Source organism: Pseudaminobacter soli (ex Zhang et al. 2022) (genome assembly GCF_014595955.1).
Classification (GTDB): Bacteria; Pseudomonadota; Alphaproteobacteria; order Rhizobiales; family Rhizobiaceae; genus Kumtagia; species Kumtagia pseudosoli.
Genome location: NZ_JABVCF010000003.1, coordinates 184,652 through 209,041 on the forward strand (window position 1 = coordinate 184,652; position 24,390 = coordinate 209,041).

25 protein-coding genes are annotated in these 24,390 nt (G+C 62.9%); 3 read left to right on the top strand and 22 right to left on the bottom strand.

The window, feature by feature from the left end:
- Positions 1–20: 20 nt before the first annotated feature.
- The 5 genes from HUI96_RS06790 to HUI96_RS06810 all read right to left on the bottom strand — a co-directional run bounded on the left by HUI96_RS06790 (position 21) and on the right by HUI96_RS06810 (position 5,201).
- Entirely contained in the window at positions 21–1,349 is a 1,329-nt protein-coding gene (locus HUI96_RS06790) for an FMN-binding glutamate synthase family protein (protein ID WP_188253892.1), read from the bottom strand.
- A 14-nt stretch (positions 1,350–1,363) separates the two neighbouring features.
- Entirely contained in the window at positions 1,364–2,101 is a 738-nt protein-coding gene (locus tag HUI96_RS06795) for a GXGXG domain-containing protein (RefSeq protein ID WP_188253893.1), read from the bottom strand.
- Between the two features lie 4 nt (positions 2,102–2,105).
- Positions 2,106–3,002 carry a class II glutamine amidotransferase gene (locus tag HUI96_RS06800; protein ID WP_188253894.1) on the bottom strand — a complete coding sequence of 299 codons (897 nt, stop codon included), beginning with the start codon at positions 3,000–3,002 and terminating at the stop codon, positions 2,106–2,108.
- 177 nt (positions 3,003–3,179) lie between these two features.
- The gene (locus HUI96_RS06805; protein WP_188253895.1) at positions 3,180–3,674 is read right to left on the bottom strand and encodes a universal stress protein; all 495 of its coding nucleotides are present in this window, start codon (positions 3,672–3,674) and stop codon (positions 3,180–3,182) included.
- 15 nt (positions 3,675–3,689) lie between these two features.
- The gene (locus HUI96_RS06810) at positions 3,690–5,201 is read right to left on the bottom strand and encodes an APC family permease (protein ID WP_188253896.1); all 1,512 of its coding nucleotides are present in this window, start codon (positions 5,199–5,201) and stop codon (positions 3,690–3,692) included.
- A gap of 761 nt (positions 5,202–5,962) precedes the next feature.
- On the opposite strand from HUI96_RS06810, the gene folP reads away from it, so the two are divergent.
- The gene (gene folP, locus HUI96_RS06815; protein WP_188253897.1) at positions 5,963–6,805 is read left to right on the top strand and encodes a dihydropteroate synthase; all 843 of its coding nucleotides are present in this window, start codon (positions 5,963–5,965) and stop codon (positions 6,803–6,805) included.
- A 217-nt stretch (positions 6,806–7,022) separates the two neighbouring features.
- Here folP and HUI96_RS06820 read toward each other — a convergent pair whose 3' ends face one another.
- From HUI96_RS06820 to HUI96_RS06855, 8 genes are all read right to left on the bottom strand, one after another.
- Complete coding sequence (locus HUI96_RS06820) at positions 7,023–7,475, bottom strand: GNAT family N-acetyltransferase (RefSeq protein WP_188253898.1); 453 nt, start codon at positions 7,473–7,475, stop codon at positions 7,023–7,025.
- A 233-nt stretch (positions 7,476–7,708) separates the two neighbouring features.
- Complete coding sequence (gene pqqE / locus HUI96_RS06825; RefSeq protein ID WP_188253899.1) at positions 7,709–8,875, bottom strand: pyrroloquinoline quinone biosynthesis protein PqqE; 1,167 nt, start codon at positions 8,873–8,875, stop codon at positions 7,709–7,711.
- Positions 8,872–9,168: a pyrroloquinoline quinone biosynthesis peptide chaperone PqqD gene (pqqD, locus tag HUI96_RS06830; protein WP_188253900.1), complete on the bottom strand. Its 297-nt coding sequence runs from the start codon at positions 9,166–9,168 to the stop codon at positions 8,872–8,874. The genes pqqE and pqqD overlap by 4 nt, the downstream gene beginning before the upstream one ends.
- Positions 9,165–9,923, bottom strand: coding sequence for a pyrroloquinoline-quinone synthase PqqC (gene pqqC, locus HUI96_RS06835; RefSeq protein ID WP_211892343.1), 759 nt, complete (start codon positions 9,921–9,923; stop codon positions 9,165–9,167). The genes pqqD and pqqC overlap by 4 nt, the downstream gene beginning before the upstream one ends.
- Positions 9,920–10,861: a pyrroloquinoline quinone biosynthesis protein PqqB gene (gene pqqB, locus HUI96_RS06840; protein ID WP_188254166.1), complete on the bottom strand. Its 942-nt coding sequence runs from the start codon at positions 10,859–10,861 to the stop codon at positions 9,920–9,922. Before pqqB ends, pqqC begins: the two co-directional genes overlap by 4 nt.
- Before the next feature lie 448 nt (positions 10,862–11,309).
- Positions 11,310–12,173: a substrate-binding domain-containing protein gene (locus HUI96_RS06845; protein WP_237683998.1), complete on the bottom strand. Its 864-nt coding sequence runs from the start codon at positions 12,171–12,173 to the stop codon at positions 11,310–11,312.
- Between the two features lie 3 nt (positions 12,174–12,176).
- On the bottom strand, positions 12,177–12,704 hold the full coding sequence (locus tag HUI96_RS06850; protein WP_188253902.1) for a c-type cytochrome, methanol metabolism-related: 528 nt from the start codon (positions 12,702–12,704) through the stop codon (positions 12,177–12,179).
- Between the two features lie 192 nt (positions 12,705–12,896).
- Complete coding sequence (locus HUI96_RS06855) at positions 12,897–14,750, bottom strand: methanol/ethanol family PQQ-dependent dehydrogenase (RefSeq protein WP_210320084.1); 1,854 nt, start codon at positions 14,748–14,750, stop codon at positions 12,897–12,899.
- 696 nt (positions 14,751–15,446) lie between these two features.
- Here HUI96_RS06855 and HUI96_RS06860 point away from each other — a divergent pair.
- Positions 15,447–15,800, top strand: a complete 354-nt coding sequence (locus HUI96_RS06860) for a hypothetical protein (protein WP_188253904.1) — start codon at positions 15,447–15,449, stop codon at positions 15,798–15,800.
- A 51-nt stretch (positions 15,801–15,851) separates the two neighbouring features.
- On the opposite strand, the gene HUI96_RS06865 is transcribed toward HUI96_RS06860, so the two are convergent.
- The 5 genes from HUI96_RS06865 to HUI96_RS06885 form a co-directional block, all read right to left on the bottom strand.
- Complete coding sequence (locus HUI96_RS06865) at positions 15,852–16,955, bottom strand: hypothetical protein (RefSeq protein ID WP_188253905.1); 1,104 nt, start codon at positions 16,953–16,955, stop codon at positions 15,852–15,854.
- 88 nt (positions 16,956–17,043) lie between these two features.
- Positions 17,044–17,784, bottom strand: coding sequence for an ABC transporter ATP-binding protein (locus HUI96_RS06870; protein ID WP_188253906.1), 741 nt, complete (start codon positions 17,782–17,784; stop codon positions 17,044–17,046).
- Complete coding sequence (locus HUI96_RS06875; RefSeq protein WP_188253907.1) at positions 17,753–18,586, bottom strand: ABC transporter permease; 834 nt, start codon at positions 18,584–18,586, stop codon at positions 17,753–17,755. The genes HUI96_RS06870 and HUI96_RS06875 overlap by 32 nt, the downstream gene beginning before the upstream one ends.
- Positions 18,583–19,572: an ABC transporter substrate-binding protein gene (locus HUI96_RS06880; protein ID WP_188253908.1), complete on the bottom strand. Its 990-nt coding sequence runs from the start codon at positions 19,570–19,572 to the stop codon at positions 18,583–18,585. The genes HUI96_RS06875 and HUI96_RS06880 overlap by 4 nt, the downstream gene beginning before the upstream one ends.
- Positions 19,573–19,601: 29 nt before the next feature.
- The gene (locus tag HUI96_RS06885; RefSeq protein ID WP_188253909.1) at positions 19,602–19,808 is read right to left on the bottom strand and encodes a hypothetical protein; all 207 of its coding nucleotides are present in this window, start codon (positions 19,806–19,808) and stop codon (positions 19,602–19,604) included.
- A 346-nt stretch (positions 19,809–20,154) separates the two neighbouring features.
- On the opposite strand from HUI96_RS06885, the gene HUI96_RS06890 reads away from it, so the two are divergent.
- Positions 20,155–20,532 (top strand): c-type cytochrome, encoded by a 378-nt coding sequence (locus tag HUI96_RS06890; RefSeq protein WP_188253910.1) that lies wholly within the window; start codon positions 20,155–20,157, stop codon positions 20,530–20,532.
- 37 nt (positions 20,533–20,569) lie between these two features.
- On the opposite strand, the gene gph is transcribed toward HUI96_RS06890, so the two are convergent.
- The 4 genes from gph to HUI96_RS06910 form a co-directional block, all read right to left on the bottom strand.
- Entirely contained in the window at positions 20,570–21,259 is a 690-nt protein-coding gene (gene gph / locus HUI96_RS06895; protein WP_188253911.1) for a phosphoglycolate phosphatase, read from the bottom strand.
- A 9-nt stretch (positions 21,260–21,268) separates the two neighbouring features.
- The gene (cbbX, locus tag HUI96_RS06900; protein ID WP_188253912.1) at positions 21,269–22,204 is read right to left on the bottom strand and encodes a CbbX protein; all 936 of its coding nucleotides are present in this window, start codon (positions 22,202–22,204) and stop codon (positions 21,269–21,271) included.
- Positions 22,205–22,302: 98 nt separating this feature from the next.
- A complete protein-coding gene (locus HUI96_RS06905) occupies positions 22,303–22,722 on the bottom strand; it encodes a ribulose bisphosphate carboxylase small subunit (protein ID WP_188253913.1) in 420 nt (139 codons plus the stop codon).
- A 191-nt stretch (positions 22,723–22,913) separates the two neighbouring features.
- Positions 22,914–24,374 carry a form I ribulose bisphosphate carboxylase large subunit gene (locus tag HUI96_RS06910; protein WP_188253914.1) on the bottom strand — a complete coding sequence of 487 codons (1,461 nt, stop codon included), beginning with the start codon at positions 24,372–24,374 and terminating at the stop codon, positions 22,914–22,916.
- Positions 24,375–24,390 lie beyond the last annotated feature (16 nt).

Sequence of the window (24,390 nt, forward strand, 5' to 3'; positions counted from 1 at the left end):
CTCCTCCCGGCAATTCTCGTTCAGAAAGTTTTCTTCCCTGGCACCCAATCGGTTCCCGCAAGCGGTACCCCTGCCATGGCAGCGGCCTCGATCGTCAGCGCGCAGAGATCCTCCGGCTCGAGATTGTGAACGTGATTCTTCCCGCAGGCCCGCGCGATGGTCTGCGCCTCCAGCGTCATGACTTTTAGATAATTGGCCAGGCGACGGCCGGCCGCGATGGGATCCACGCGCTTCATCAGTTCGGGGTCTTGCGTGGTGATGCCCGCCGGGTCCTTGCCCTCGTGCCAATCGTCGTACGCGCCGGCGATGGTGCCGAGCTTCTGATACTCGGCTTCCCAGCGCGGATCGTTGTCGCCGATGGCCACCAGCGCAGCGGTTCCAATCGCCACGGCGTCGGCTCCGAGCGCCAGAGCCTTGGCGACGTCGGCGCCATTGCGGATGCCGCCCGATACGATGAGCTGGACCTTGCGGTGCATGCCGAGGTCCTGCAGCGCCCTGACGGCAGGACGGATGCAGGCGAGCGTCGGCTGGCCGACGTTCTCGATGAAGACCTCCTGCGTCGCGGCGGTGCCGCCCTGCATGCCGTCGAGCACGACCACGTCTGCGCCGGCCTTCACCGCAAGCGCGGTGTCGTAGTAAGGGCGCGCCCCGCCGATCTTCACATAGATCGGCTTTTCCCAGTCGGTGATCTCGCGGATCTCGAGGATCTTGACCTCGAGATCGTCCGGACCGGTCCAGTCGGGATGACGGCAGGCCGAGCGCTGATCGATGCCCTTTGGCAGCGTCCGCATCTGGGCGACGCGGTCGGAAATCTTCTGACCGAGCAGCATACCGCCGCCGCCTGGCTTGGCGCCCTGGCCGACGACCATCTCGATCGCGTCGGCGCGGCGCAGGTCGCGCGGGTTCATGCCGTAGCGGGAGGGCAGAACCTGGTAGACCAGCGTCTGGGAGTGGCCGCGCTCCTCTTCGGTCATGCCGCCGTCGCCGGTCGTCGTCGAGGTGCCGGCGATCGTGGCGCCGCGGCCGAGCGATTCCTTCGCCGGACCTGACAGCGAGCCAAAGCTCATGCCGGCGACGGTGATCGGGATCTTCAGCTCGATCGGCTTCTTGGCGAAGCGCGATCCGAGGACGACGTTGGTGTCGCAACGCTCGCGGTAACCTTCGAGCGCATAGCGCGAGATCGAGGCGCCGAGGAACAGAAGGTCATCAAAGTGCGGGACCTTGCGCTTGGCGCCTGCGCCGCGGATGTCATAGATGCCAGTAGCGGCGGCGCGGCGGATTTCCGACAGCGTGTACTCGTCGAAAGTAGCCGAGCGGCGCGGCGTCGTCGGAGGATTGTGGTAGGTCATGCCGGGCCTTCCCCTCAGTATGCGTCGGCGTTGTCGATATTGAAGTTGTAGAGCGTGCGGGCGGAGCCGTAGCGGGTAAACTCCTCCGGCTTCACGTCGGTGATGCCGGCCCGCTCGAGAAGCCTGCGCAGCCGCTCGATGTGCTTGGGATGCATCTTCTTCTTGATGCAGTCTGCACCAAGACTTTTCACTGAGCCGCGCACGTAGAGCTTCGCTTCGTAGAGCGAGTCGCCGAGCGCGTCGCCAGCGTCACCAAGCACTACCAGCGAACCAGACTGGCCCATGAAGGCAGACATGTGTCCGACATTGCCGCGCACCACGATGTCGATGCCCTTCATCGAGATGCCGCAACGCGAGGAGGCGTCGCCCTCGATCACCAGCAGGCCGCCGCGGCCGGTCGCGCCGGCATACTGGCTGGCATTGCCCTTCACCACGACCGTGCCGGACATCATGTTCTCGGCCACACCCGGTCCGGCTGAGCCATGCACCGTGATCGTCGCGCCATCGTTCATGCCGGCGCAGTAATAGCCGACGCTGCCGCGCACATTGACGGCGACCGCCTTGTCCACGCCCACGGCAACCGCGTGGCTGCCTTTTGGATTGAGGACTTCCCAGGCCGGCTCGTCGCCGGCCTCGCCGACATTATGGAGCGCCTGGTTGAGTTCGCGCAGCGGTGTCTCGGAAAGGTCGAACACGCGCGGTGCATAGTTCACTTCGCGCGACTGTACAGCGACAGGCGTGGATAAGTTCATGATTTCAATGCTCCCAGACGTAAACGGTGGAGGGCTCCGGCTCCCAGACCTTCGCGTTCTCGATGCCAGGGAGATTGGCGAGCGCGCTGTATTCCGAACCGAAGGCCACGTACTGATCGGTCTCGGCCATCACCGCCGGCTTGCAGGCGATCGGATCGCGGACGACGGCAAAACCATCCTTGGTACCGACGACGAAGGTGTAGAAGCCGTCGAGATCCCGTAGCCCACTCTCCAGCGCCTCGCCCAGGCCCTGGCCCTGCGCGATCTTGGAGGAGAGATAGGCAGCCGCCACCTCGGTGTCGTTCTCTGTCTCGAACTTCATGCCCTCGCGCTTCAGTTCGCGGCGCAGATTGTTGTGGTTCGACAAAGAGCCGTTGTGGACGAGGCACTGATCCGGACCCGTCGAGAACGGGTGCGCCCCCAGCGTGGTGACGGCGGATTCGGTCGCCATGCGCGTATGGCCGATGCCATGCCTGCCGGACATCTTTTCGATGCCGAAGCGCTGCACGACATCCTTCGGCAGTCCGACTTCCTTGTAGATCTCGACCGACTCGCCCGCCCCCATGACGCGAGCGTCGGGACGCAGTTCAGGGATGGCCTCGCGCGCCTCCTGAGCCTTTGCTTCCGGAACGTCGATGACAGCGTGCGTCGACTTCACCGTGACAGTTACCAGCGCGCCGATCTTCTCACCCAGTTCGGACCCGAGCTTCGGGAAATCACGCGACGGCGATGGCGACTGGACGGTGATCTTCGCACGGCCCGGTTCGGCAGAGCCATAGATCGCTATGCCCGCGCTGTCGGGCCCACGCTCAGTCAGTTTCACCAACATCTGGGAGAGCAGGGCCCCCAGCTGAGGCTCCAGCGCTTTGTCCTTCAAAAACAGTCCCACAATGCCACACATGGCGGACCACCTCGCTCTGTCTTACCTGCTTCGAAGGCTAGCAGGTCCAATGATCGAATTCAACTGACATGAATGTTTTTTTCCTACGAGAAAACTTTGGTCCATGTCACTCGATTTTGCTGGCCAGTGCCGCGGCCAGTCGGCTGCCGCCCGAACAGTAGGCGGCAGCCGGTGTGTTCAATGAGGTCTGCCAGGGCAGACGAGATGAACCGGAACCGACGTCCGGCCACTTACCCGGTAAGGCTCCTGGCTCCACATCATGCTGCGAACGAGCCAGTTGCGGCGCGGGTCGGCACCCATGACGATGGCATCGCACTTCTTGCGCTTCGCCTCGTTCAATATGCTTCGGCAGGGATTGCGGGTGGTGACGATGTGGCCATCGGCCTGCACCCCTGCGTTTTCCAACTGAGTGATAGCCCAGAGGATGTTTTCTTCCTGCTCGGCCATCTCACGCCGACTAGGGCGCAAGCCCGGATTGGGGAGGCCGAAGCTTGTTCCCCAAAGCCGGGCCACGGTCAGGACCTGGGCGCGACCTCCCTGGCCGCGCACAAGGCGCACGGCCAGATCGATCACCTCCTGGCTGAACCGCCGCCCTTCGGACGCGACCAGAACATTGCTGACCTCGGGCGGATTGTCGGTCGGACGCGACCGCCCGAACAAAGACCAGATCATTTTCGGCCTGGCTCCTCAGGTCCCCGGAGCCGCTATCGCCGGTGCGAAACCGGCACGCCGGTCTTCCCACATGCGATACCAGTAAAGCGGCAGGTACATGAAGATTGTCGCAACGCCGAGGAAGTAGTATATCGCCTGACCTCCGATATATGAGTAGATCAATCCGCCGACCAGCCACACGAAGAAATACAGTGCAGCCAGGAAAAGCGCGACATACTTGAAATATTCCGGCAGCCGGAACGGACGATGCACGTTCGGCCGATCCTTACGCAACAGATAATAGGCGATCAGCACCGGCACGAACGAACCGAGATAGCCGACATTCGAGAAGGAATAGATCTCGATCGCACCACCCATGAATGCGATGAGCAGGCTCGCTCCCACATTGGTCATCATGGCGCGGTCCGGCACATGGTGCTTGTTGAGATGCTGGTAGAAGCGCGGAAACTGCCCGTCGAGCGACATCTGGTACAGCGAGCGCGAGCAGCCCATGAGCGAGTTCAACGCCGAAAGCACCAGCGCGATGATGAGCATGATGGCCATCAGCCATTCCATCACCGTTCCCGCGACACCTGGGAAGATGTTGCTGGCAAAGGTGACGAACATGGTCTTGGGATCGACCAGCGCCGGATCCGAAATCGCACTGGCGCCCAGCACCACGACGAACGAAATTGGCAGCATGGTGTAGACGAACACGCCGTAGCCGCCTTCGAGCGTCATCGCGATCTTGGCGTCGCGCCCGGGATGCTTGCACTCGCCGATGTAGCAGGCTGCCGCCTCGTAGGCGATCACCGTCCAAAGCAGCGGGAACGCATAAGCCACATACATCATCCACGCGGGATAACCGCCGACCGGATCGAAGAAGCTCGAGCCGTCGAGATGCCGGAAGCCGGCAAGTTCGCTCCAGTTCGCCGCGTCGAGATTGAAGATGAAACCGATCGACAGGAAAGTGAGCGGAATCATCGACAGCACGGCAAGCACGGTGGCCATGGACGTGCCGAAGCGGATGCCGAGATAGGCGGGAATGGAGAGAACGATCAGGCCGACCGCCGTGATCGCAAGCGTCCAGTACGGGATGAAGGTGCTGACCGGCGTGATGCCGTGCGTGGCATCAAGACCGAACAGGTGGGTGATGTAGAATGATGCCAGGATCATGTTGAGCGGCGCCACCGGCATCCAGCCCACCCAGTACATCCAGGCGGTGATGCCATTGACATGTGGCGCGAGGCGCGGCCAGCGCTCCTTGTAGGCGGGATAGGCGTAGGAGGGCGAACCGCCCGTGCGCCCCGGCATCATCGCCGAAAGTTCTGCCAGAAGCAGGCAGAGAGCAACGCCGGTGAGCGTGAAGAAGGTTATAAAGGGAATGTAGGAAGCGCCGAAAACCGTAAGGAAGGCGGGAGCGGCTCCGGTAACGAGAATGGTGCCCGCAAGACCGATTACAAAGGCTCCCCACCAATTGGTTCCGGTCTGAAGATTGCCGTGTTCATAGTCAAGAACGTCTAATGGCTTTGATCCAGTCTGGCTCATTCGATGGCCTCCGTCATGAGCGCCTGGCTTCCCGAGATGATCCCGGTGAAGCGGTCTATTCCTTCGGTCACGGAAGTGTGTGTTCGTTCAGCCATCGAATCTCCTCCATTCGAATGGATGCGCCATTAGTGGCCGCGATTGATGCACGACAGCAAGCAAGGCGGCCCCAATCTGTAGATTGAGGTTCGGCATTTCTCCTCCTTTCGAAGCGCCCTTAAAGCCTGGCGGGACGCCGTATTCCCCCGGTTATGATTATACTGCCAGGCAGATTAGTTACCTAAAGAGAAACACTCGCTTTTGACTGTGTCAAGCAGCCAAAGACGCTGCATCACCAAAAGTGAGGTTAGGAGCAGTTGCCAGTTCGACGTGCGCACTGGCGCTGGAAAGGCTCGGGTTGTGCTTTGCTCAAAAGGGCCGGGCACCGCGCAAACGGTCCGGATGGGGATTCCTGAACCGGCATCGAGGATCTTGCCGCCCTCGGGCAGGTGATTGGCCAGCGATCGGCCCACAGCACGCCGAAGCCCCTTCTCCTTCGCCACCTTCCCTAAAGAAATGGAACTGCAATCCCTTCTGATGTAAAGGCGAATTCCGCTTCGCTGCCGGCGCTGACATGCTCTCGGCGATTCCTAAGCGACGATGATCGGAGCAGGTCGCGAGCGAAGCGATCCGCGACCAAGCACCTATTTTGCCGGCCATCCACTGGCGTTATAGCAGGGCGACGGGCAGACGCCCGGAGCATGAAGCCGTCGATCGGGAGCAACATGACACGCTGGCAACTCGCGCATGGCCGTCACCTCGAACTGGGAGGCAAAGCCGTGCTCATGGGCATCCTCAACGTCACGCCGGACAGTTTCTCCGATGGCGGTGAGTTCGCCATGCTGGACGCCGCCATCGCACAGGCACGACGCATGCGCGAGGAGGGCGCGGCGATTATCGACGTCGGCGGGGAGTCGACGCGGCCCGGGGCCGAGCCAGTTACCCCGGAGGAGGAGCAGAGGCGGATCCTGCCGGTGATCGAGGCGCTCGCGAAGGAGGGCGACTTCGTCATCTCGGTCGATACCTATCGCGCGGAGACGGCGCGGCTGGCCGTCGCTGCAGGCGCACACATCGTCAACGACGTGCACGGGCTGCAGCGCGAGCCGGACATAGCGCAGGTGGCCGCCGAAACCGGCGCGGGCCTGGTCATCATGCATACCGGCCGCGACCGGGAAAAGCTGCCAGACGTGATCGCCGACCAGTTGCTCTTCCTCAACCGATCGCTGGAGATCGCCCGCGAGGCCGGCATCCCCGACGAGCGCATCGTGCTCGATCCCGGCTTCGGCTTTGCCAAGGACTGGGAGGAGAACCTGCAACTGATGGCGCGGTTCTCGGAACTGCGCCCGCTCGGTTTCCCGCTGCTGGTCGGGACCTCGCGCAAACGCATGATCCGCCATCTCGCGGGCGGCGACCGCAACGCGGCCGATGTCGCGACGGCCGCCAGCAGCGTCATCCTGCGCCTGAAGGGCGCGGCGATCTTCCGGGTGCACAATGTGGAGATGAACCGCACCTCGCTCGCCTTCGCCGATGCGATGGTGGAGCGGGAGCCGGGAGCGGCGGGGGGTTGAGTACGTGGGAGGTGCACTTCGACTTGCGGCGGTGGCCGGGGGGCAAGATTCGGAAAAGCATTCCGTTGGTGATTCCGGATATTCACATATTCACCGGCGGCTTTCGTCGAACCTATCCTTTGCGGTTTTGTAGCGAACGACTGGTTCCGATCCTTCTACGACGCTTGTCATCGGAACCACCGCTGGAAAGCAGTCGTCGCCTGAATCCGACGTGGCACTATGGACGCCATTCGTAGACAGCGTCGGGCTCGTTCTCCTCATTCTCCGAACCTTGGCGAAGCTCTACCAGCCGAAAGCCGTTCTTTTGGTAGAATTCCCGCGCTCTGGTATTTCGCTGGAAAACATACAGTCGCAATCCCTCCGGACTGTTCTTCATGGCATCGGCAAGAAGCGACGTGCCTACCCCACAACCTTGCGAACAAGGTTGGACGTAGAGATGGTCTAATTGGCCAGACCGGACTGCGGAGAACCCCATTGGGCCAGCGTCCGCCATGTGAGCGACGATCAGCCGACTGCCGGGAAGAACGATGTGCGTTAGCCAGTAGGTTACTTCCGCAGCGGTATAGAGCGACGGCAGGTAAGGCATTGCCATTCGCCGCGCTCGCAGGAAGACATCCGTTAGCGTGTCCACATCGTCAGCAGTTGCGAGTCGCAACTCAATCTTCTGCATCGGGGTCCGTACAAGTTCGGATATCCTTCGACACAATACTCTGTCGTGCCGACAGCTGGGAACGTCTTGTCTTTTTGAGGAACCGCTTCAAAGCGGATCGGCGGCAATCGACCCTCGTCGGGTACCTCTCTGCAGGCGTGGGATAGTTTCCGAAGCAACCAGTTAAGTGGTTCTGGAGTTGCTTGTCTGGCCGCAATCTCCCTTTCAAACGAGCTGGATCATAGATCTCTGACTCACTCCGCCAGCACGGCTGCACCCTGCCTGGTTTCATGCCCTTCCGCAGTGGGCGCGCCGCCGATGCGGCGCCAGATCAATGCTTCGGGGCTGCGCGCGTCGGAAGGCCCGGCGGTCGCGATTGCCTCCTCGACCAGCGCCGCCATGCGACCGTGCAGCGGGGATAGCACGCAGGCGGGATCGGTCGCGGAGGCGTTTCCGGCGATCGCCATGGCCTGGCAGCGACAGCCACCCCAATCGATCTCACGTCGGTCGCACGTCCGGCAGGGCTCCAGCATCCAGTCGGTGCCACGGAAGGCGTTGAAGGCCGGCGAGTCCACCCAGATCTCGGCGAGGCCCCTTTCGGGGAAGCGCTCGAAGGTGAGCGAGGGGATCGTCTGCGCGGCGTGGCACGGCAGCACCGTTCCGTCCGGCGTGACCATGAAGGCGTCACGCGCCCAGCCGCCCATGCAGGGCTTCGGGTAGGTAGCGAAGTAGTCGGGCGGCACGAAGTCAATGTTCATGATGCCGACAAGGCGCTCGCGCGCGGCCTCGACGATGTCCATCTGCCGCAAGACGGCGTCGCGGTCCGGCATCAGCGCGTTGCGGTTGGCAATCGCCCAGCCGGCATACTGCACATTGGCGATCTCCAGCCGCTCGGCACCAAGCCCCAGAGCCATGTCAATGAACTCCGGAACCTGCTCGATGTTGAGCCGGTGCACCGGGGCGTTGATGGTCAGCGGCAGGCCGGCCGCGCGAGCCCGGCGCGCCGTGTCCAGCTTCTTCTCGTGCGAGCCGCGCATGTTGCCGATCAGGTCGGTTGTCTCCGCCCGAGCCCCCTGGAAGCTCAGTTGCAGATGATCGAGCCCCGCGTCGGCCAGCGCCTCGATACGGCCTTCGGCGATGCCGATGCCGGCCGTGATCAGGTTGGTGTAGACGCCCCGCCCGGCGAGCGCCGCGATAAGCTGCTCGAGATCGCGCCTTAGCGTCGGCTCGCCGCCGGAGAGGTGAACTTGAAGGACACCGAGGTCAGCGGCCTCGTTGAACAGTTCGATCCACGTCGAGGTGTCGAGTTCGCGGTTCGCCTTGAGGAGCTCGAGCGGGTTGGAGCAATAGGGGCACTGCAGCGGGCAGCGATGCGTCAGTTCCGCCAGCATCCCGATCGGAGGAAGAAGCTGAACGCTCATGCCCTCACCAGCAGCTTGTCGGACCATTCCTGCAGGAACTCGATGACGTCGGCCGCGACATCATCCTCACCAGCATCGTATTCAACGGCGAGTTCCGCGACGATCGCGCTGACCGGGCGGGCGCCGTCGCATTTTCGCAGGATGTCGAGGCTGATCTCGTTCGGCCAAAACACCTTTTCGGGGGCAAGCACCGCGTGCGCCTGACGCAAAGGGTCGTACTGAATGCGCACGTGCGTCGGCAGCGACGGCACGGAGGCCATCGTCACCAGCGTTCGATGTGATAGCGCGGTCATCCGGCTTCCTCCGGACAGAATGCTCCGGGAGGCACATTGCCTGGCTCACCATAGGCATGCTGCAGCGCGTCGAGCATCGCCCAGAGCAGGTCGCACTTAAACACCAGCGCATCGATGACCGACTGCTGAAGTTCGGGCGTGACCGCGTGCTTCTTCGCATAGGCCAGCGCGAAATCGGAATCGCGCGAGGCCTGCTCCGGCCGCTTGCGGAAATAGGCGAGCGTGTCCTCCGTGATGTATGGGTATCTGGCCAGCATAGCGGGCACGCGCTCGCTGATGATGACCGGCGAAAAGAGCTCCGTCAGCGAGGACGCGACCGCCTGCAGCAGCGGGCGCTCCGCGCAGAAGGAATAATAGGCGCCGACAGCGAAGCGTGTCGCCGGAAGCGCCCAGCGCTCGCTCTTTACCGCATCGGCGTCGAGTCCGAGCGAGGTGGCGAGATGGAGCCATTTGGCGATGCCGCCGCTCCAACCGTCCTCGCCGTCATGGTCTTCGATGCGCAGTCGCCAGGCGGCGCGTAAGGCAGGATCCTCCGAGCGCGCCAGGATTATGGCGTCCTTGCGCGGAATCATGGCCTGGTAGCAGTAGCGGTTGAGCGCCCAGGCCTGCAGTTCGCCCCTCGTCAGGTCGCCATTGACCATCCGTTGGTGATAGGGGTGCCGGTTGTGGTAGCGCTCGGCGCCGACCTGGCGCAGCACCACCTCAAGTCCGGAAGGCGAAAGGCCGATTTTGGCAGCTTCCGAAAACTCGGTCACAGCTCGATCTCCATTCCGTCCTGGGCAATCTCCCATCCGGCCGCTCTCACCGCGGCGTGCTCGGCAGACTCCTCATCCAGGACCGGATTGGTGTTGTTGATGTGAACGAAGATCGCCCGCTCGATGTCCAGGCCAGAGAGCCGCGCGATCGAGCCATCGTCGCCCGACATGGCGATGTGTCCCATCCGCTGACCGGTCTTCTGTCCGACGCCGGCCGCGATCATCTCGTCGTCCGTGTAGAGCGTGCCGTCGAACAGCACGCTGGCCGCACCCAGCAGTCGTCGGCGCAAGACGTCGTCCACGCGTGCACAACCGGGAATGTAGAGCGCGGCGCGATCCTCGTCCGCACCAGACCATATGCGCACCCCCATGGTATCGCCACTGTCGGAACTGAAATCCGCGTCAGGACGGCTACGGTCCTCCAGGTAGAGCGGCACTTTGCCGGGGACGGCGAAGCTCTCGACCATCAAGCCGGTCGGCCGGCCCGTCGGGTCACGAATTTCAAGCTCGCCTTCGATCGGAAGGGCGCGGCGAGGCACGATCGTCGGGTCCAGCACATCGAAGATCGGGTTCGCCGCAAGGATCGCCAGGATCTGCGGTGCGGCATAGATCGCGAACGGCTCACGCTCACGCAGGCTGAGCAGTCCCGCGACATGATCCACGTCGCCGTTGGTCAATACGACAGCCTTGATGGGCGTCGAGCGCAGAGGCCCCTCAGCGCGCGGCTGCAGTTCAGGCGTTTGGGCGATCTGCTGGCGAATGTCCGGGGAGGCGTTGAAGAGGATCCAGTCGCGACCATCCGCCGACGCGGCCAGACTGGATTGCAGCCTTGGCCTGACGCTTGTGGATCCCGCGCGCGCTGCCCTGCTCAGCCGATAGTTACAATTCCACTGCGGGAACCCCCCACCTGCGGCCGAGCCGATTATCTTCAGACGCATCGTCATGGCCGCACTCAGCGGGCTTTCGCTCGAGGGCCGCACTCCACCCGCCACTCTTCGAGGAGCGCATCGAGGCTCATGCTGCCCCAAGAGGTCGGTGCGCGCCCCTCAGGGCACGCACCTCCATGTCTCACTTCTTCACTTCGGCAGGAAGATAGCGGGAAATCTCGAAACCCGCCGCAACCTGGCACATACTCGGCTTCTTCCAGCTCTTCTTCATAGATTCCTCCATCCTGGCACTGGCCTTTTGACCAGTTCTTCATCAGCAGCCGCCGCAAGGCACCTAATTCGCGGAGACCGGTCCATCAGTACTCAAAAATGGACAAACAAATTCATCAAAACTTGAAAAAACTACTCATCTAATAATTTAGGTCCTCATCGCCGCCGGTCAACCCCTGGCCGGGCCATGCGGCCCTCTGCTGTTCAAAAGTGAGTTAGCGTTCGCTCCCTAATGAGTGATCGGACGATCCTGCTCGTCGAGCAGCGGGACGCCGTAGTCGATCAGCAGCTTGTTGATCTCATTTTGGTTTTCCCTGATCACCCGGTTGAGCTCGCGCTTCCATTCCTGGTCCGAAGGGCGCACCCCCATGGTGATGCGATACGCCAGGCGGGGGCTGCTCTGCTCATGGATCAGCGGAACCATGACGAAGTCGGCCCCTGCCTTCTTGACGTAGTAGCCCGCCATCGGTCCCCACAGGACACCGGCGTCGATCGTGCCGGCATCCATGTCCTTCAGCATTGTCTCGGCCGCCGAGGGAGTAATGCGCGTGTCGATCATCAGCGGGTAGATCTTGGCTGTCTTCATCAGGCCTGACTTGACCAAATGCGTGCTGGGCGGCGTGTTCTGAACGACACCAAGCCGCTTCCCCGCAAGCCTCGGATCGGTAAGCGTCTCGACGCCGTCCAGTCCCCTGCCCTTCTTATAAACCAGCACATAAGCAGAGCGGTAATAGGCATTGGTATTCTGAACCAGAGGATCGCCCTGGGCAAAGCCCATGATGATGTCGCAGCGGTTCTCCCGAATGGTCCTACGCACAAAGCCGACGACCATGGGATACCACGTATAGGCAACCGACTTGCGTCCGGTCTTTTCCGCGACAAGATCTGCCAGCTTGTTCTCGAAGCCTTGTCCGTTCTGGTCGCTGAATGGCATGTTGGATGGGTCTGCGCACACCCGCAGGACGTCCCGGTCGACCAGTTCGCCCGCTGCGCCCAGGCCGGCTCCCTGAGACCACGCTTCCGAGGCGCCGAACGCCGCCAGCGTGGCTATCAGCAGAGATCGGACCGAGCGGGACATGCTCAACGTGCCCATGTCTCATCCTCCCATGCAGGACGCCTCGTGATCCTTAGCAGCCTGCGGCTTTTCGGCCTTCTTCGGAGGTCGGCCCCGCGGCGCCGCGCCGACGGCGCGGGCCCGAAGATAGATGTAGAGATCGTCCATGTAGCAGTAGACGTTCTTGTTATCGCCGAAGGCCGGCATCACGCTCTCCTTGCCGGCCTGGATGTTCTTGCGACCCTCCGCGACGATCGACAGGAACGTTCCGTAATCGATGTGCTTGAGGGACTCAGCCAGAGCCGGCGCATAGCTGGAGCCGACGCCGTCCGGCCCATGGCAGACGTGGCAGTCGGAATGGTAGCGGCGGTATCCGCTGAAGGTGAACCAGTCGACGGTGCCGTCAGGCTGGATGTTGAACGTCGGGTTGCCATCGGCGTCGAACCATTTGCCGTCCTCTTCCTTGACGGCCTTTGCCTTCTCCGCCGTGTCCTCGGCGATTGCAATCCCCGAGGCCGACATGGAAGCCAAGACAAGCACAACGACCGAGCCTAATTTTCTGAACTGCATTCCCATCTCTCTGCAGGTGTAGCCGGGGAAAAATGAGCTGCCGAAAAAACCCGCGCCGTCACTACGCGCCGGTAGCAATGCTCGGGATTTGCGGCGCGAAGTGAGAGCCCGGCCGGGTTGGCCCCGGGTCCCGGGCTCTCGTCTGTTCATGCCGAACGTCCGTTGCGGACGCTGCTCGGCCACGGTTCCGGATCAGTCCGGAAGACCGAAGACGGTGAGTTGGCCGCCAAGCGTGGTGTACTGGGCCAAGCCGGCATAGCCGCCGACAGCACCCAGTCCGGCAGTGCCGACCACTTGCTCTGCGGTACCCTGCGCGCGCCCTTGATCGACCGCGCCGTGCCAGGCAGCCGCATTCTCGGGCGAAAGCAATCCGCCCGCGAGACCGATGCCGGCCCAGCCGCCGACGCCCGAGAGCACGGCGATGTACTGCTTGCCGTTGTGCTCGTAGGTGTTGACGTTGCCGATGATGCCGGACGGCGTCTTGAACTTGTAGAGTTCCTTGCCGTCCTTATCGATCGCCTTCAGGTAACCCTCGAGCGTGCCGTAGAACACCACGTCGCCGTCGGTCGCAAGCGCCCCGGACCAGACCGAGAACAGTTCGGGCTTCGACCAGACGATCTCACCCTTCGCTGCGTCCCAGGCAATGAAGTTGCCCATGCCGCCATGGCTGTTCGGAGCCGGATACATCGACACCGTCGCGCCCACATAGGGTTGTCCGGCGGTGTAGCTCACGCGGTATGGCTCGTAGTCCATGCAGACGTGGTTGGTCGGCACGTAGAACAGCCCAGTCTTCGGCGAATAGGTCGCCGGCTGCTGGTCCTTGGTGCCGAGAGCGGCAGGGCAAACGCCGGTGGTGTTGGTGTCCTCGCCGTTGTGCTGCGTGGAGTACTTGGCCACCACCTGTGGGCGTCCAAACTGGTCGCTGCTCTTGTCCATGACGACCTCGGTCGCCCAGTTCACGGCCGGATCGAACTTCTTGGCGACCAGCAATTCGCCGGTGCCTCGATCCAACGTGTAGGCGAAGCCGTTGCGGTCGAAGTGGACGAGAACGTCATGCTTGGCGCCGCCCACGTCCATGCCGTCGACGAGGATCATTTCGTTGACGCCGTCGAAGTCCCATTCGTCGTGCGGGGTCATCTGGTAGACCCACTTCGCCATGCCGGTATCGGCATCGCGTGCGAAGATGGTCATCGAGTACTTGTTGTCGCCGGGACGCTGGACCGGGTTCCAGGTCGAGGGATTGCCCGTGCCGTAGTAGACGAGGTTCAGCGTCGGATCATAGGCATACCAGCCCCAGGTGGAGCCGCCGCCCTCCTTCCATTGTTCGCCTTCCCAGCTCTTCAGGCTGGAGTCCTTGCCGACCGGCTTGCCGAGGTTGGTCGTCTTCTCCGGATCGACCAGCATTTCGTTATCTGGGCCGGTCGAATAGCCCTTCCAGGCCAGCGAACCGTCCTTCAGGTTGTATGCCGCGACCCAGCCGCGCACGCCGAACTCGCCGCCGGAGATGCCGACGAGCACCTTGTCCTTGACGACGATCGGAGCATGCGTGCCGGACTGGCCCGTGCTGCCGTCGGTCGCATCGCCGTTCTTCACCGACCAGACGACCTTGCCGGTCTTGGCGTCGAGCGCCGTCACTGTGGTGTCGGCCTGGTTCAGGATGATCTTGCCATCGCCATAGGCAACGCCGCGGTTGACGGTGTCGCAGCACATGATCGGAATGACGTTCGGATCCTGCTTCGGCTCGTACTTCCAGATGATCTTGCCCTCGTTATTGAGGTCTAGCGCGTAGACGATGTTTGGGAACGGCGTCGTGATATACATCACATCGCCGATCACCAGCGGTCCGCCCTCATGGCCGCGCAGCACGCCAGTGGAGAAGGTCCACTTGACCTGCAGGTTCTTCACATTGTCCTTGTTGATCTGGTTGAGCTTCGAATAGCGGGTGTTGGCATAATCGCCCGTCGGCATCGCCCAGTTCTTCGGATTCTGTGAGAGCTGAATGAGCTCGTCATTCGCAAACGCCCCCACTGCCGAGGCGCTGGTCATCAATGCCGCGGCGAATGAAAGGCAGATCGTTTTGGTAACTACACTCATCAATATCCTCCCGCGTTTACATCCTATCAATTGGGTGCTCGGCCCCGACAAGGGCTTGCCCAAGCGATTAGCGGTGGGAAAAATTTCCGGCAGCGTGTCACGACCTGAGCCAGGTGAGCAGGGGCACCATTCTGCCCACCTCACTTGGCCTACGAAGACGACGCCGCTCCCGATGACGGCGGGTCCTTGAAGCCGGAAACTTAAAAAAGGCTATGTCATTTGTAGTAAGCAGGCAAGCCGAATGCCCCAAGTCATATTGCGCCGCAATATTCTACTTGTGCACCGCAAAATATCAATTATTCAATAATGTCACCTGTTCCACCTAGACGATATCCTGTCAATAATTGTGTATTTAGTATGTATATTTCCGGTGTGACTTTCGATTATGATTTGGGCTATCCGTATATTAACTTATAAACTCTTAAGGTATCAGAAGATGTTTATCGTATTTTCTTTCGCAAATAGGTTTTCCTCCGCCTAAATGCGCCGTATCTCGCGAAACACGGGCAGCGAGCCTGATCCAGGTGGCGCTCGCTCAAGGCTCGCATACTTCCTCCTTTGGTCTATATGCCGCTTGACGATCACATTTGCAGGTTGCCAAATTCCTGGGCGCTCGGCGGGCGAAGCCCGGGCATCCGGAGCATCGGCATGAAGACCTCCTTTCGATTCGCCACCTTATTCCTTGTGCTCGGCGTCACCCTCGCTGCGGCCGGCGCGGCGCGCGCCGCCGGCGATTACCCCACGGTCGCTGTAACCGATTACGTGTTCGGCTGCATGAAGGCGAACGGCGAGACGCAGGACATGCTCCAGCGATGCTCGTGCTCGATCGACGTGATCGCCTCGATCATCCCCTACGAGCGCTACGAGGCCGCAGAAACGTTCAGGCGGATGTCGCTGACGACCGGCGAGGCAAGCGGGCTCTTCCGCGAGAGCGCGCCGGCCAAGAGCGCCGCCGCGGATCTGAGAAGAGCGCAGGCCGAGGCCGACATCCGATGCTTCTGAATGGCGGGAGCGGATTGCTCCACGCCTCAGTCCCTGACTCCCGCCAAAGCCTCAGGGGCCAGTGAAGTAGTACAGCAGCCCCGACGTCGCTGCGCCACCCACAACGCAGGGCACGCCCAGATAGACCTGGCCGGTCGCCGCGGCAGTGACACATCCCAGCGAGATCACGCCCTGCCCGATCTTGCCCCACATGCTCATGTCGCGCTTGGAGCCGGGGCCTAGGCGCTTGAGTTCCTCTAGCCGGTCATACGCCGTTTTCCGCAAGGTCGAGATCTCGACGGTCTCGGCGGCTTCGATCGCCTCCGCAAGCTGTTTCGACGTCTTCTTGTCCGTCTGCTGCTTCTGCAGATCCTTCAAGAGCGCGAGCAGCTTGGGATCGCGCGACGCCTTCATCGCAATCGTGAATTTCGCCATGCTGCCCATTGTCAGCTTCTCGACGCTGTCGCGCTCCTCCGCCCACGGCAGCATCGTGACCATGCGCGCGACCGGCCTGGGGCTGCGCGACGCGAAATAATAGCCCCAGTACACGTCCAGCATTTCCGGACGCTCGTCGAGCGGTATCTCCTCCTCGTCCTTGTCCTTCTTGGCGAACCACTTGGTCGGATTGGCGCGGTCTTTCCACGACTTCCTCTTTTCAGGTGGGGGCGGGCTGTTGAGGGTCGGCAGCTTGCCCTCGAGATAGCGCTGCGCCATGACTGCGCGGCTTTTCGGTGCGGACCGCGTCATCAACCCGCGCCAGTCCGGGTGGCCGGAATAGGCGATGGCCCGTACGATCGCCCAATGATCGGTCTCGCGCATGACGGTAAGCTTCTTCACGATGCTGCCCGCGCTTTTCGGATTCGAGCCGATGACCCCGGCCATGAACCCGACATACATGCCCGCAGAATCCGGATCGCTCATCAGGCCGATATCGCTCGCGGCCTTCATAACCACCGGCACGTGGCGAAGATCGCGCTTGGGCTGATAATTGTTGATCCAGTTGAGCACGCCTTCCTTGGTGGGCTGGGCCGGTGCGGCCACGGCAATGCCCACGGTCAGAATGGTGATCAGCACAACAAAGAGAGTTCGCATGTCCCAGATCGCGCAATCGCTCGCGCGCCCCGCATTGTTCTTATTGTGAGGGTCGATGACCGCGCCCGAACTCAACAGGCGCATGGGGACGGTTTCGGGACGCGCTCGCGACCTTTTTGGGGCGGAAAGAGCCAGAAAAGGGGCAGTTTCCGGTCGCCCTTACGGGAGGCCGTCAATTCACGTCGGGGAAGCGAACATGGAAGGAGCGCAGCAAGTCGCTCATGATCTGCGGATTGCGGTACTGGCGCGGCAGCTTGATGTCGAAGATGCCGCGCACATGCGCGGGCCTCGGCGAGAGCACCACGATCCGGTCGGAGAGCATGATCGCCTCGCGCAGATTGTGCGTGACCATCAGCACGGTCGTCGGCCGGGATGACCAGACCGAAAGCAGCATGTATCTCAGCCGCTCGGCCGTGGCCTCGTCGAGCGAGACGAACGGCTCGTCGAGGAACAACATCGCCGGCTCGGTGGCGAAGGCGCGGGCGATCGCGACGCGACGGGCAAGCCCGACAGACAGTTCGCCAGGAAACAGGGTCCGCATCGATCCCAGGCCGAGGCTGGAGAACAGCCATTCCAGGTCGGCGTTCCTGCGCTCCTTCGGAAGGGCAAGGCGGATGTTCTGCTCGACGGTGCGCCAGGGCAGCAAAGTCGGCTCCTGGAACACTGCGGCGACGCGATCGGCGCCGCCCTCCGGCAGGCTGAAGGAGCCGGCGAAGTCGCGGTCGAGCCCGAGCAGGATGCGCAACGTCGTCGTCTTGCCGCAACCGGAGGGGCCGAGCAGGCAGGCGAATTCGCCTGGCCGGACCTCGAATGAGAGATTGCTTAAAGCGGCGATCGTGACGCCTTCGGCCGAGTTGAAGGTCTTTTCCTCGATGTCGACGCTAAGCGGCGCGCCGACGCCAACGGGTCGCATGTCGTTCAAAGGGCTGCACCAGGAAAAGTTCGATGAGGAGCATCAGCGCCACGAAGGAGAGCGCATAGGCGAGGATGGCGGCTACGTCGAAAAGTTGGAAATAGAGGTGGATCTGGAACCCGACGCCGTTCGAGCGGCCGAGAAACTCGACGATCAGCACGATCTTCCAGATGAGCGCTATGCCCGAGCGGGAGGCTGCCGCGAGATAGGGCTGCAGTTGCGGCAGGATGATGTGGCGCAGTCGGTCGAGCGGGCTCAGCCGATAGACGAAGGCCATCTCGGCATAGCGCGGATCGAGCGCGCGTGCCCCTTCCCGGATGGTGACGATTACGTTGGGGATCTTGTTGAGGGCTACAGCGCCGATCGCGGCGGTCTCGTTCAGGCCGAACCAGATGTAGGCCAGCACGATGATGACGAGCGCCGGGATGTTCAGGAAGAGCACCACCCAGGGATTGAAGAACTGGTCGGCGCGGCGGTTCACCCCAAGCAGGAAGCCGATCACGGAACCGATGACCATCGATAGCACGAAGGCCGCGGCAACCCGGCCGAGCGTCGCCGCAAGATGGAACGGAAGGTCGCCGCTGGCGGTCTCCCGGACCAGCATGTGCCATACCTCGACAGGCGGCGGCAGCGCCCTGCTCGGCCAGAGCGTCGCCGCAAGAGCCCATAGAGCCAGAAGAACAAGCAGCGACCCGGCCGACGCAAGGAAGGGAGCGGACTTGGCGGTTGCGCCTGGCCAGCGGAAGGTCCTCACCTTTGCAGACCTGTCCAATCCGAGCAGGCCGGTGTCGCGAGCCGTCATCGTTCGAGGCCCGACCAGTATGTGCCGGGCGCCATCTCGGCCGCGCTGCCGACCAGTTTCTCGCCGCCGATGTCAGCCAGCACGCTGTAAAGCTTGGCGGCATCGGCCTCTTCTTCGGCAACGGGGCGGCGAGGGATGCCCTCGCGGTAGCGGTCGCGCAGGATCTCCAGTTCCCGCCCTTCGGCCCGCACCAGCGGCGCCAGCCGCAGCCATTCCTCGTCGGATTTCGCCAGCAGGCCCTTGGCCTCTGCCGAGGCCTTCACCAGCCCGGTCGCCGCGTCGCGGTTCTCGTTCGCCCACTTCTCATGAAAGACGTAGCCGAGGGCGCTGACCGGCCCTGATGCGCCCAGCGCCATAGCGGCTTCGTTGGCGCCGATCACGCGGCGAAAACCGTTCGCCTCGAGCCGCGCGCAGTAGTGCCAGAAGTTCAGGACCGCATCGAGTTCGCCCTGCATGGCCTTTTCGGCGAGCAGCGGCGGCGCGCCGTAAACCACCTCGTTCTCCGCTGCCAGATCGAGATCATGCTCCCGCCTGGCCAGCGCCTGCAGGAGCAGCCAGCTCTTGTCCAGCGGTCCGCCGGCCACGCCGAGGCGTCTGCCCTTGATGTCGGCCAGCGTGGCGATGGGCGCGTCCTGGCGGACCATTATGCCCCCCACCGCTGCGGAATAGGGCGTAAGCGTCAGGTCGCCGCCCTCGGAGCGTTGCCGCGACACCCACAGCCAATCCGACACTATCACGTCGATGGCGCCAGCCAGCAGGGCGACGTTGGTGGCGTCCTCGCCTGCGAAATCGGTGATCTCCAGTTCGATGCCGTTGGCTGAATCCAAAGCGTGGTGCTTAACGGTGTCGAGTTCCCAACTGGCGGTACCGAACTTCAGCACCCCAACGCGCACCTTTGCGGCGGCCCGTGCGGGACGTGTCGCGAGAACGGCTGCTCCGATCGCGGCCATGTGGAGCGCTCTGCGCCGCGTGATCACCAAGGTCATTTCCTACACTCAGGCCCCGCCTTCACGCCTCAGATATGCCGGCCCCTTTGGGGCACCACGCATTTCCACCGCGTGACCCGGTACTTCGGATGGTCCAATGTCCATCTCGCGATCTCCGGCGGCCCCTGCAATGCGCATTGCACGAGGCCCGCGCGCTGGAAATAGAGATGCTCGTCGTGACAAGTGCTCGGATTGGAGAGCAGACAGACCGTAAGCACAAGGTCGATAAGACCCATGGACGCCTCCCGCGCGGCACGCGCTCGCCGCCATCCGGCATCGAGGCCGGGCGGCCGTTCTCCCGCTTCCTGGAGGCGCCCACGACAGAAAGCAGGGAAAGGCTACGCGCTCACCGCGTGAGCGTCAACAATGCCCACTTTCGCGGGATGCACCGGGGCCCGAAGACTGAACCTATGTACGGTTGACTTTGTAGATGCTCGGCCTAGCATTTTGCTGGCAAGCCCCGCAATTGAGCAGGGGCAGAGCGGGTCACACCGCTGCCCCGAAGGGAACGGTCCGACACCGGCGGTTCAGCCTCCTGTCGGCCTAGTCGTCGAGGGCACGTCGAGGTCTGGAGGAAATATCATGCGTTTCGCCGTAGCGTTCGTAGCCACGTCCACCCTTCTGCTTGTGACGGCGCATGCCCAGGCGCAGGACGCCGCGGCAGGTGAAAAGATCTTCGCTCGCTGCAAGGCGTGTCACGAGGCCGATGTCGACAAGAACAAGGTGGGCCCATCGCTGAAGGGCGTCGTGGGCCGGAAGGCCGGAACTCACGAAGGCTTCAAATATTCGACCGCGATGCAGGAAGCCGGCCAAAAGGGGATCGTCTGGGACGAAGCCAACATCACCTCCTACCTCAAGGATCCGAAAGCCTTTATACCCGGCAACAAGATGGCCTTCCCCGGTCTGAAGAAGGACGACGAGATCGCCAACGTGATCGCCTACCTGAAGCAGCACATGTAAGCCCCGCAAGGGTGGGATAGTCCCGGGGGGACGGCACTCAAGCGAGGTTGAGCGCGTTCAGGGCATGCGGCAGATCGTGAAGACTGTCGCAAACCAGGTCGGCGCCCAACTCCTCCAACGGAACGCGCGTGTAGCCGCCCCGCACCAGGACGACCGGCATCCCTGCGGCCCGGGCCGCGGTGACGTCGGTGCCGCTGTCGCCCACCATCACTGTGTCGATCGCTCGGTGGCCCAGCCGCTCGAGCGCCATGAACAAGCCGTCCGGCGCCGGCTTCTTGCGTGAGACGGCATCGCCCCCGACCACCGCGCCCATCCGCTCCACCAAGCCGAAGTGCGACAGGACTTCGCGCGCGGCGCGTTCCGGCTTGTTGGTCACGACCGCCATCGCGATGCCCTCCGCATGAAGTTCGGCGATCGCTTCGGAGGCGCCCGGCATCAGCCGGGTCCGCCCGGTGAGATGCCGGAGATAGATGGGCGCCATGACGCGCTCGGCCTTGTCCAGCGCAGCGCCGTCGAGGGCCATTCCGGATGCGGCAAAGGCCTCGTCGATCAGAACACGCACGCCCCGGCCGATCATCGCCGTCACTTGCGGCAGCGAAAGGGGCGGGAGCCCATAGATCGCCAGCAATTCGTTCACGGCCGCGGTTATGTCGGGGGCTGAATCGATCAGGGTCCCGTCGAGATCGAAAAGGATGGCTTTTGGCGGGCGGATTCCAGAGACGGTCACGAACGGTTCCTACTGCTCGGCGCGCGCCGCCTTTGCCGCAATCGAGAACACCCGGCTCGCCATGATGTCCTCGGCGCTGATGGTGGAAAGTGCGGTCGCGTCCAGCGGGCCTTTGGAGGTCTCGAACAGCCGGTTCGCCTGCCGCAGCCGCGCGCGGTCCAGCGCGTTGCGGATGGAGCGCGCATTGGCAAAATGCGGCTGCCCCCGACGCTTTGCGATGTAGTCGCGCATGACGGTCAGCGCCTCCTCGTCCAGAACATAGTGCTGGTGGGCGAGCATCGTCTCGGCGATCTTCAGCAGTTCCTCGTCCGTATAGTCCGGGAAGTCGATGTGGTGGGCGATGCGCGAGCGAAAACCCGGATTGCTCTGAAAGAAGCGGTCCATGCGCTCCGAATAGCCGGCCAGGATGACGACGAGGTCGTCGCGCTGGTTCTCCATCACCTGCAGCAGGATTTCGATCGCCTCCTGGCCGTAGTCGCGCTCGTTCTCCGGCCGGTAGAGATAGTAGGCCTCGTCGATGAAGAGCACGCCGCCCATCGCCCGCTTCAGCACCTCCTTGGTTTTTGGGGCGGTGTGGCCGATGTATTGGCCGACGAGGTCGTCGCGGGTGACGGAAACCAGATGGCCTTTTCGGATGTAGCCGAGGCGGTGCAGCAGGTCGGCCATCCTCAGCGCCACGGTGGTTTTTCCGGTGCCGGGATTGCCCGTAAAACTCATGTGCAGCGTCGGCGTCTCCTGGGCGAGTCCCATGCTTTTGCGGGCCCGCTCCACCAGAAGCAGGGCAGCCGTCTCGCGGATGCGCTTCTTCACTGGAGCCAGCCCGATCAGGTCGCGGTCGAGCTCGGCCAATACCTCCCTGACGCCGGAGGTTTCGAACTCTTCGCGCAGGTCGACGGCGGGGGGTGTACCGGCAGGTTTGACAATAGCCTCGGCGGTTGAAGACATGTTGAATTCTCCGATTCGGTTCCCCTCACCGGCTCGCTACGCTCGCCACCTCCCCAGCGGGGAGAGGTGGCCCGAAGGGTCGGTGAGGGGTTTCTCTGCTACCCGTATCTCTCCCCCGCCGGCCTGTCGGCGGCGTAAGACTTTGTCGTGTAGCGGATGCTGCGGCCGGCGATCTCCTGGCGCTCCAGGCGGAAGCCGGGCTCCTCCGCCGGACGGTTGACGATGAAGGATAGTTTCACCGACTCCCAGCCGTGCGATGAATCAAAGGCGACGACCCGGATGTGGCGGTCGCCGTAGATCTTGCGGCATTCCGCAAGATCCATCATCAGCGCCGCCGCGTCCGGATTGTCGAACATCGGATGGCCCCACATGTCCCAATAGGTGTTTCGCGGGTGCGGGTCGTCGGTGAACTCCAGGCTCACCGCCCAGCCATTGTCGATGCAGTATTGGACCTGGGCGCGAATCTGGTCGTCGGTGAGGTCGGGGAGGAAGGAAAAAGCTCCCTGGGTGATGCGCATGTTGTGCTCCTATCTGTTCCCTCCCCTTGAGGGGAGGGTCGGCGAACGAACGGAGCGAAGCGGAGTTCGAGAGCCGGTGAGGGGTCGGTTCGGCCGGCCGCAGCTCGTTATGATCGCAGAGCTCTGCCGCAAGGACCCCTCCCCGATCCGCTTCGCGGATCGACCCTCCCTCAAGGGGGAGGGTAAGCGCGCTACTCCGCCGCCGTCGGCAGCGGGACGAAGTCGGGCGAGTCGGTCGAGGCGTAGTTGAAGGTCACGTCCTTCCAGACCTCCAGAGCCTGTTTGAGCGGCAGGCAGTGCCTAGCCGCAGCCTCGAGTATCTCCGGCCCTTCGCGCACGTAATCGCGGCCCTCGTTGCGGGCGAGGATCATGGCCTCCAGCGCCACCCGGTTCGCCGTCGCGCCGGCTGCGATGCCCATCGGATGGCCGATGGTGCCGCCGCCGAACTGCAGCACGACGTCCTCGCCGAGCAGGTCGAGCAACTGGTGCATCTGGCCGGCGTGGATGCCGCCCGACGCCACCGGCATCAGCTTGTTGAGCGAGGCCCAGTGCTGGTCGAAGAAGATGCCGTTCTCCAGCCGCATCGGATTGAACTCCTCGCGGCACACGTCGTAGTAGCCCTTGGTCGTCGCCGGATCGCCCTCCAGCTTGCCGACTACCGTCCCGGCATGGATGTGATCGACGCCGGCGAGCCGCATCCATTTGGCGATAACCCGGAACGAGACGCCGTGGCTCTTTTGGCGCGTGTAGGTGGAATGGCCGGCGCGGTGCAGGTGCAGGATCATGTCGTTCCGGCGCGCCCACTTCGCCATCGACTGGATCGCCGTGTAGCCGATGACGAGGTCGATCATGACGATCACCGAGCCCAGATCCCGGGCGAACTCGGCGCGCTCGTACATGTCCTCCATGGTCGCGGCGGTGACGTTGAGATAGGTGCCCTTGATCTCGCCGGTCTCAGCCTGCGCCTTGTTGACTGCCTCCATGCAGTAGAGGAAGCGATCGCGCCAATGCATGAAGGGCTGCGAGTTGATGTTCTCGTCGTCCTTGGTGAAGTCGAGCCCGCCCTTCAGCGCCTCGTAGACGACGCGGCCGTAGTTGCGGCCGGAGAGGCCGAGCTTCGGCTTGACGGTCGCGCCGAGTAGCGGCCGGCCGAACTTGTCGAGCCGCTCGCGCTCGACGACGATGCCGGTGGCCGGCCCCTGGAATGTCTTCACATAGGCGACGGGGAAGCGCATGTCCTCGAGCCGAAGCGCCTTCAGCGGCTTGAAGCCGAACACGTTGCCGATGATCGAGGCCGAGAGGTTGGCGATCGAGCCCGGCTCGAACAGGTCGAGATCGTAAGCGATGTAAGCGAAGTGCTGGCCAGGCGCGTTCGGCACAGGGTCGACGCGGTAGGCCTTCGCGCGATATTTCTCGCAGGCGGTCAGCCGGTCGGTCCAGACCACGGTCCACGTCGCGGTGGAGGATTCGCCCGCCACCGCCGCCGCCGCTTCGACCGGGTCGACGCCATCCTGCGGCGTGATGCGGAACACGGCGATGACGTCCGTGTCCTTCGGCTCGTAGTCGGGCTCCCAGTAGCCCATCTTCTTGTACTGCATCACGCCCGCCCTGTAGCGCTCGGCTCCGGTGACGGTTTCGGACTTGGTTTCCATCGCTGGTCCTTTCGTC